Annotated in this window: 7 protein-coding genes; 5 read left to right on the plus strand and 2 right to left on the minus strand. The window is 66.6% G+C overall.

Annotated features, from left to right (window positions below; all coding sequences use genetic code 11):
* Positions 1-120: 120 nt before the first annotated feature.
* Entirely contained in the window at positions 121-2,118 is a 1,998-nt protein-coding gene (acs, locus tag VBO01S_RS30300) for an acetate--CoA ligase (protein ID WP_062482636.1), read from the plus strand.
* Between the two features lie 200 nt (positions 2,119-2,318).
* Complete coding sequence (locus tag VBO01S_RS30305; protein WP_062482638.1) at positions 2,319-2,819, plus strand: hypothetical protein; 501 nt, start codon at positions 2,319-2,321, stop codon at positions 2,817-2,819.
* A 33-nt stretch (positions 2,820-2,852) separates the two neighbouring features.
* Here the strand turns inward: VBO01S_RS30305 and VBO01S_RS30310 are convergent, their stop codons facing one another.
* The gene (locus tag VBO01S_RS30310) at positions 2,853-3,158 is read right to left on the minus strand and encodes a c-type cytochrome (RefSeq protein WP_062482639.1); all 306 of its coding nucleotides are present in this window, start codon (positions 3,156-3,158) and stop codon (positions 2,853-2,855) included.
* A 107-nt stretch (positions 3,159-3,265) separates the two neighbouring features.
* Between VBO01S_RS30310 and VBO01S_RS30315 the strand changes: the two genes are divergently transcribed.
* Positions 3,266-3,523, plus strand: a complete 258-nt coding sequence (locus VBO01S_RS30315; protein WP_062482640.1) for a TIGR04438 family Trp-rich protein — start codon at positions 3,266-3,268, stop codon at positions 3,521-3,523.
* A gap of 46 nt (positions 3,524-3,569) precedes the next feature.
* Positions 3,570-4,388 (plus strand): DUF3592 domain-containing protein, encoded by an 819-nt coding sequence (locus tag VBO01S_RS30320; RefSeq protein ID WP_062482641.1) that lies wholly within the window; start codon positions 3,570-3,572, stop codon positions 4,386-4,388.
* Between the two features lie 7 nt (positions 4,389-4,395).
* Here VBO01S_RS30320 and ilvD read toward each other — a convergent pair whose 3' ends face one another.
* A complete protein-coding gene (gene ilvD / locus VBO01S_RS30325) occupies positions 4,396-6,090 on the minus strand; it encodes a dihydroxy-acid dehydratase (protein WP_062482642.1) in 1,695 nt (564 codons plus the stop codon).
* Positions 6,091-6,196: 106 nt separating this feature from the next.
* Here ilvD and VBO01S_RS30330 point away from each other — a divergent pair.
* Positions 6,197-6,468 (plus strand): LysR family transcriptional regulator (locus VBO01S_RS30330; RefSeq protein ID WP_157627524.1); only part of this gene is annotated, 272 nt, incomplete at its 3' end.

Genomic DNA, 6,468 nt, shown 5'->3' on the forward strand with positions numbered 1-6,468 from the left:
GATTCTAGAGGTCTCCCAGTGACGCACTCGTGATAACCCTGCGAACTAACATCGACCCCGTCAGTGGCCCGTAAGTGCGTGCCCCGACATTACGGCCGCATTCAATCAGGAGACAAGAGCATGAGCAGCGCATCGAAGAACATTGAATCCGTCCTGGTCGAGAACCGCGTGTTCCCGCCCGACGCCCGCGCCACCGAAGGCGCCTGCATTGCCGGCATGGCCGCCTACGAGGCACTGTGCAAGGAAGCCGAACAGGACTTCGAAGGCTTCTGGACCCGCCTGGCCAAGGACAACCTCCAGTGGACGAAGCCCTTCACCCGCACCCTGGACGAATCGAAGGCGCCGTTCTACGAATGGTTCGGCGACGGTGAGCTCAACGCCAGCGCCAACTGCCTGGACAAGCACATCGGCACCCCCGTCGAGAACAAGACCGCCATCGTCTTCGAAGCCGACGACGGCGCCGTCACCCGCGTCACCTACAAGGAACTGCTGGCCCGTGTGAGCCAGTTCGCCAACGCGCTGAAAGCGCAGGGCATCAACAAGGGCGACCGCGTCATCATCTACATGCCGATGACCATCGAGGGCGTGGTCGCCATGCAGGCCTGCGCGCGCATCGGCGCCACCCACAGCGTGGTGTTCGGCGGCTTCTCGGCCAAGGCGCTGCAGGAACGCATCATCGACGCGGGCGCGGTGGCCGTCATCACCGCCAACTACCAGCTGCGCGGCGGCAAGGAGCTGCCGCTCAAAGCCATCGTGGACGACGGCATCGCGCTGGGCGGCTGCGACACGCTCAAGACCGTGCTCGTGTACGAGCGCACGCCCACTGCGTGGAACCGCGTCGAGGGCCGCGACAAGACCTTCACCGAAGCGCTGGCCGGGCAGAGCACCGAGTGCGCGCCCGTGCCGGTCAATGCCGAGCACCCGCTGTTCATCCTCTACACCTCGGGCTCCACCGGCAAGCCCAAGGGCGTGCAGCACGCCACCGGCGGCTACCTGCTGTGGGCCAAGCTCACGATGGACTGGACCTTCGACATCCGTCCCGAAGACCTGTTCTGGTGCACCGCCGACATCGGCTGGATCACCGGCCACACCTACGTCGCCTACGGCCCGCTCGCGGCCGGCGCCACGCAGGTCGTGTTCGAAGGCATCCCGACCTTCCCGCACGCGGGCCGCTTCTGGGAAATGATCCAGAAGCACAAGGTCAGCGTGTTCTACACCGCGCCCACCGCGATCCGCTCGCTCATCAAGGCGGCCGAAGGCGACGAGAAGGTGCACCCGAAGAACTGGGACTTGACCAGCCTGCGCATCCTCGGTTCGGTCGGCGAGCCGATCAACCCGGAAGCGTGGATGTGGTACCACCGCAATATCGGCGGCGAGCGCTGCCCGATCGTCGACACCTTCTGGCAGACCGAGACCGGCGGCCACGTCATCACGCCGCTGCCGGGCGCCACGCCGCTGGTGCCGGGCTCGTGCACCTTGCCGCTGCCTGGCATCATGGCCGCCATCGTCGACGAGACCGGCAAGGACCTGCCCAACGGCGCGGGCGGCATGCTGGTCATCAAGCGGCCGTGGCCCTCGATGATCCGCACCATCTGGAACGACCCCGAGCGCTTCAAGAAGAGCTACTTCCCCGAAGAGATGGGCGGCACGATCTACCTGGCCGGCGACGGCGCGGTGCGCAGCGCCGACCGCGGCTACTTCCGCATCACGGGCCGCATCGACGACGTGCTCAACGTGTCGGGCCACCGCCTGGGCACGATGGAAATCGAATCGGCGCTGGTGTCCAAGACCGACCTTGTGGCCGAAGCCGCGGTGGTGGGCCGTCCCGACGATGTGACGGGCGAGGCCGTGTGCGCCTTCGTGGTGCTCAAGCGCGCGCGCCCGACCGGCGAAGAGGCCAAGCAGATCGCCAACGAGCTGCGTGCCTGGGTCGCCAAGGAAATCGGCCCCATCGCCAAGCCCAAGGACATCCGCTTCGGCGACAACCTGCCCAAGACGCGCAGCGGCAAGATCATGCGGCGCCTGCTGCGCAGCATCGCCAAGGGCGAGGCGATCACGCAGGACACGTCGACGCTCGAGAATCCGGCGATCCTCGATCAGCTGTCCGAGACGAACTGACCCCCCGGGATTGGCCGAATCCGGCCATTCCGGAACAGTTGTCACGAACCTGCTGTATCGAGGTGTAGGACATGGCCGTTTGTGCGGCCATGTGCACCAAAGCGGCCTCCTGGCTGAGGTAAAACCGATGTCGTCACCGCGTGCCCTGACAGGCGCGCGGCTTTTGTCATCGTGATCGGTTGTTTGCAAGGAGGCGCCACATGGGCGTGAGATCCGCTTTTCTTTTTGTCATCGTGCTGCTCATCGCGGGGCTCGCCGCGCTGAACTGGGGCACGTTGTCGGCCCCCACCGACGTGTGGCTGGGCTTCATGAGCGTGTCGGCGCCGCTGGGGCTGATCATGCTGGGGCTCACGGCCGTGCTCGCGGCCTTCTTCCTCGTGTACGTGCTGTACCTGCACAGCTCGGTGCTGCTGGAGACCAAGCGCCACACGAAGGAAATGCAGACCCAGCGCGACCTCGCCGACAAGGCCGAGGCCTCGCGCTTCACCGAGCTGCGCAACTTCCTGGAAGCGCAGGAGAAGCAGCACATGTCGCACAACGCCGACCGGCACACGGCGCTGCTGGCGCGCATGGATCAGCTGGAAAGCGCGGTCAAGCTGCGTTCGGACCAGACCGACAACACAGTGGCGGCGCACATCGGGCAGCTCGAGGACCGCATCGAGCGCCGTCCGGTGCCCAGCGACATCAACCCGAGCATCTGAGCGGGCGCGCCGCGCGCTTCGTTTTGCTGCCGGTTACTTCGTCGACAACACCCAGGCTGCGAGCTTCTTCGCATCGGCTTCGCTGACCTGGTTGTTGGCCGGCATCGGCACCGGGCCCCACACGCCCGAGCCGCCCTTGATGATCTTGGTGGCCAGCGTGTTGGCGGCGCCCTTGTCGTCCTTGTACTTGGCCGCGATGTCCTTGAACGACGGCCCGAGCACCTTGCGTTCGACCGCGTGGCAGCTCATGCAGTTCTTCGACGTGGCAAGGGCCAAGTCGGCAAAGGCGGGCGCCGCGAGGCCGAGGCCCAGGGCTGCCATCAACATCGTTCTTTTCATGGGGACTGTTTTCGTAAGGGCTGAGTTACATTCGATCCAACGCGATTGTAGGTAGCGCGGTGCACACGCACCGGCGGCGATACCGACCAACTCGGAGGGTATTCGCGATGTGGTTTCTGCTCTTGGGCCTGCTCGGTGTAGCCCTCAAATATTTCGAAGTGGGCATGGTCGCCGGCTGGAGCTGGTGGATCGTGCTGAGCCCGTTCGCGCTGGCGCTGGCCTGGTGGGCCTGGGCCGATTCGTCGGGCTATACCAAGCGCAAGGTCATCGAGCGCGAAGAGCGGCGCAAGCAGGCGCGCATCGACCGCCAGAAGACCAACATGGGCCTGCGCACCAGCAACGGGCAGCAGCGCCCGCGCCGCTGACCCCGCGGCTCCGTCACCCGCGCCGCATGCCGACAGGACGCGCGCCATGGACGACGAAGCCGCCACCCACGCCTTGCTCGTCTTCGGGCTGTCGCTGCTGGTCGGGCCGGCCGTCGGTGCGCTGGTCGGTCGTTTCAAGACCTTTTTCTGGGGCGCCGGCATCGGCGCCTTGCTGATCGGCTGCGCCGGCTTGTACGGTGCGGTCACGGTGGGCTGGCAGCGCTACCAGTCGATCGCGGGCACGGCCAGCACGCAGGGCAGCCTGGTCGAGTTCGTGGAAGAGCGCAGCAAGGACAGCAAGGGCTACGTCACCACCACGCGCGCGCCCCTCGTCGAATACACCGCAGCCGACGGGCAGAAACGCCGCGTCAAGGGGCTGGGCGGCAGCCTGTCGGACAAGGAGTGGGGCGATGCGGTCGAGGTGCGCTACAGCACCACTGATCCGGCCCAGGCACTGGTGGCCGATTTCCAGAACATGTGGGGCATCGTCTGGGGGCTCGGCCTCTTCGGCGGCTTTCCGACGATGTTCGGCCTGTTCTTCACCGGCATGGCGCTCAAGGAAGGCCGAAGGGGCCGGCCGGCGCCGGTGCGCGAGCCGACGCCCGCGCAGAAGAAATGGCGCACGCGCGGCACCGTGCTGGCCAACGTGGTGTTCCTGGCCGGCTTCGCGCTGGTGTTTCTCTATCCCGACGACAGCGCGATGAAGCAGTTCGGTGCGGGGTTTCTCGCCATCGGCGCGGGGGCGCTGCTGCACTTCGTCGTGCAGAGCTTTCCCCCGGCGATGGATTTCGAAGCCCGGGCCATCTTCGCGATCGTCGGCCTGGGCTTTGCGGCCTTCGGCTACGGCGCGTGGATGATGGGCTGAGTCCGCTTCAGAACTTGTCGAGTACCGCGCCCGAGCTTGCGCTCGAGGCGTTGAACGCGAACTTGGCCTGCACGCCGCGCGTGTAGCGCGGGGCCGGCGGCGTCCAGCCTTCGCGGCGCTTGGCGAGTTCGGCTTCGGGCACGTTGAGTTCGAGCTTCAGCTCGTGCGCGTCGATGGTGATCGAGTCGCCTTCGTTGACGAACGCGATGGTGCCGCCCGCCGCCGCTTCGGGTGCGACGTGGCCGACCACCATGCCCCAGGTGCCGCCCGAGAAGCGGCCGTCGGTGATGAGGCCGACGCTCTCGCCCAGGCCCGCACCGATCAGCGCGCCCGTGGGGGCCAGCATTTCCGGCATGCCCGGGCCGCCCTTGGGGCCGAGGTAGCGCAGCACCATCACGTCGCCGGCGACGATCTTGCCGGCCAGGATGGCCTGCAGCGCCGACTGCTCGTCGTCGAACACGCGCGCCGGGCCGGTGATGACCGGGTTCTTCAGGCCGGTGATCTTGGCGACCGCGCCTTCGGGTGACAGGTTGCCCTTCAGGATGGCCAGGTGGCCTTCCTCGTACATCGGGTTGTCGATCGGGCGGATCACGTCCTGGTCGGCGCGCGGCACGTCGGGCACGTCCTTGAGCACTTCGGCGATGGTCTGGCCGCTGATGGTGATGCAGTCGCCGTGCAGCAGGCCGGCCTTGAGCAGCACCTTCATGACCTGCGGAATGCCGCCGGCCTGGTGCAGGTCGACCGCGAGGTACTTGCCCGAGGGCTTCAGGTCGCAGATCACCGGGACCTTCTTGCGCATGCGCTCGAAGTCGTCGATGGACCACTCCACGCCAGCCGCGTGCGCGATGGCCAGGAAGTGCAGCACCGCGTTGGTCGAACCGCCGGTGGCCATGATGACTGCCACCGCGTTCTCGATGGCCTTCTTGGTCACGATGTCGCGCGGCTTCAGGTCTTTCTTGATCGCCTCGATCAGCACCTTGGCCGATTCCTTGGCCGAGTTGGCCTTTTCGTCGTGCGGGTTCGCCATGGTCGACGAGTAGGGCAGCGAGATGCCCAGTGCCTCGAACGCGCTCGACATCGTGTTGGCCGTGTACATGCCGCCGCACGAGCCGGTGCCGGGAATGGCTCGTTTCTCGATTTCGTGCAGGTCTTCGTCGCTCATGTTGCCGGCGGCGTTCTGGCCCACGGCCTCGAACACGCTGACGATGTTCAGGTCCTGGCCCTTGTAGCGGCCCGGCAGGATGGTGCCGCCGTAGACGTAGATGGCGGGCACGTTGGCGCGCAGCATGCCCATGAGGCCGCCGGGCATGTTCTTGTCGCAGCCGCCGACCACCAGCACGCCGTCCATCCACTGGCCGCCGACGCAGGTCTCGATGCAGTCGGAGATGACCTCGCGGCTCACCAGCGAGTACTTCATGCCTTCGGTGCCCATCGCCATGCCGTCGGAGATGGTGGGGGTGCCGAACACCTGCGCGTTGCCGCCGGCTTCCTCGATGCCCGCGATGGCCGCGTCGGCCAGCTTCTGCAGGCCCGAGTTGCAGGGCGTGATGGTGCTGTGGCCGTTGGCGACGCCGACCATCGGCTTCTTGAAGTCGCCTTCCTCGTAGCCCATGGCGTAGAACATCGAGCGGTTGGGGGCGCGGCTCTTGCCTTCGGTGATGTTCGCGCTGCGGCGGTTGATCTGGATGGTCTTGGTGTCCATGGTGTCTCTTCTGTCGTGGGGAGATCGTGAGGGGAAGCGCCAAGTATCGGACTTCTGATTGATTGGTTCCAATCCAATTTGAAGCTTGGATTGATATGCTTGGCATATGAATGAAGCCCTCATCGACCTGCGCGCCTGGCGCCAGTTCGTGGCTGTGGCCGAAGAGCTGCACTTCGGTCGCGCCGCCCAGCGCCTGCACATGACGCAGCCGCCGGTCACGCAGGCCATTGCCCAGCTCGAGAAAACGCTGGGCGTGGTGCTGTTCGACCGCACACGCCGCCGCGTGGCGCTCACGCCGGCCGGCGAGGCGCTGCTGCCCGACGTGCGCGAGCTGCTGGCGCGCGCCCAGGCGCTGCCGGCACGGGCGCGCGCGGCGGC

This window comes from Variovorax boronicumulans NBRC 103145 (assembly GCF_001591345.1).
Taxonomy (GTDB): domain Bacteria; phylum Pseudomonadota; class Gammaproteobacteria; order Burkholderiales; family Burkholderiaceae_C; genus Variovorax; species Variovorax boronicumulans.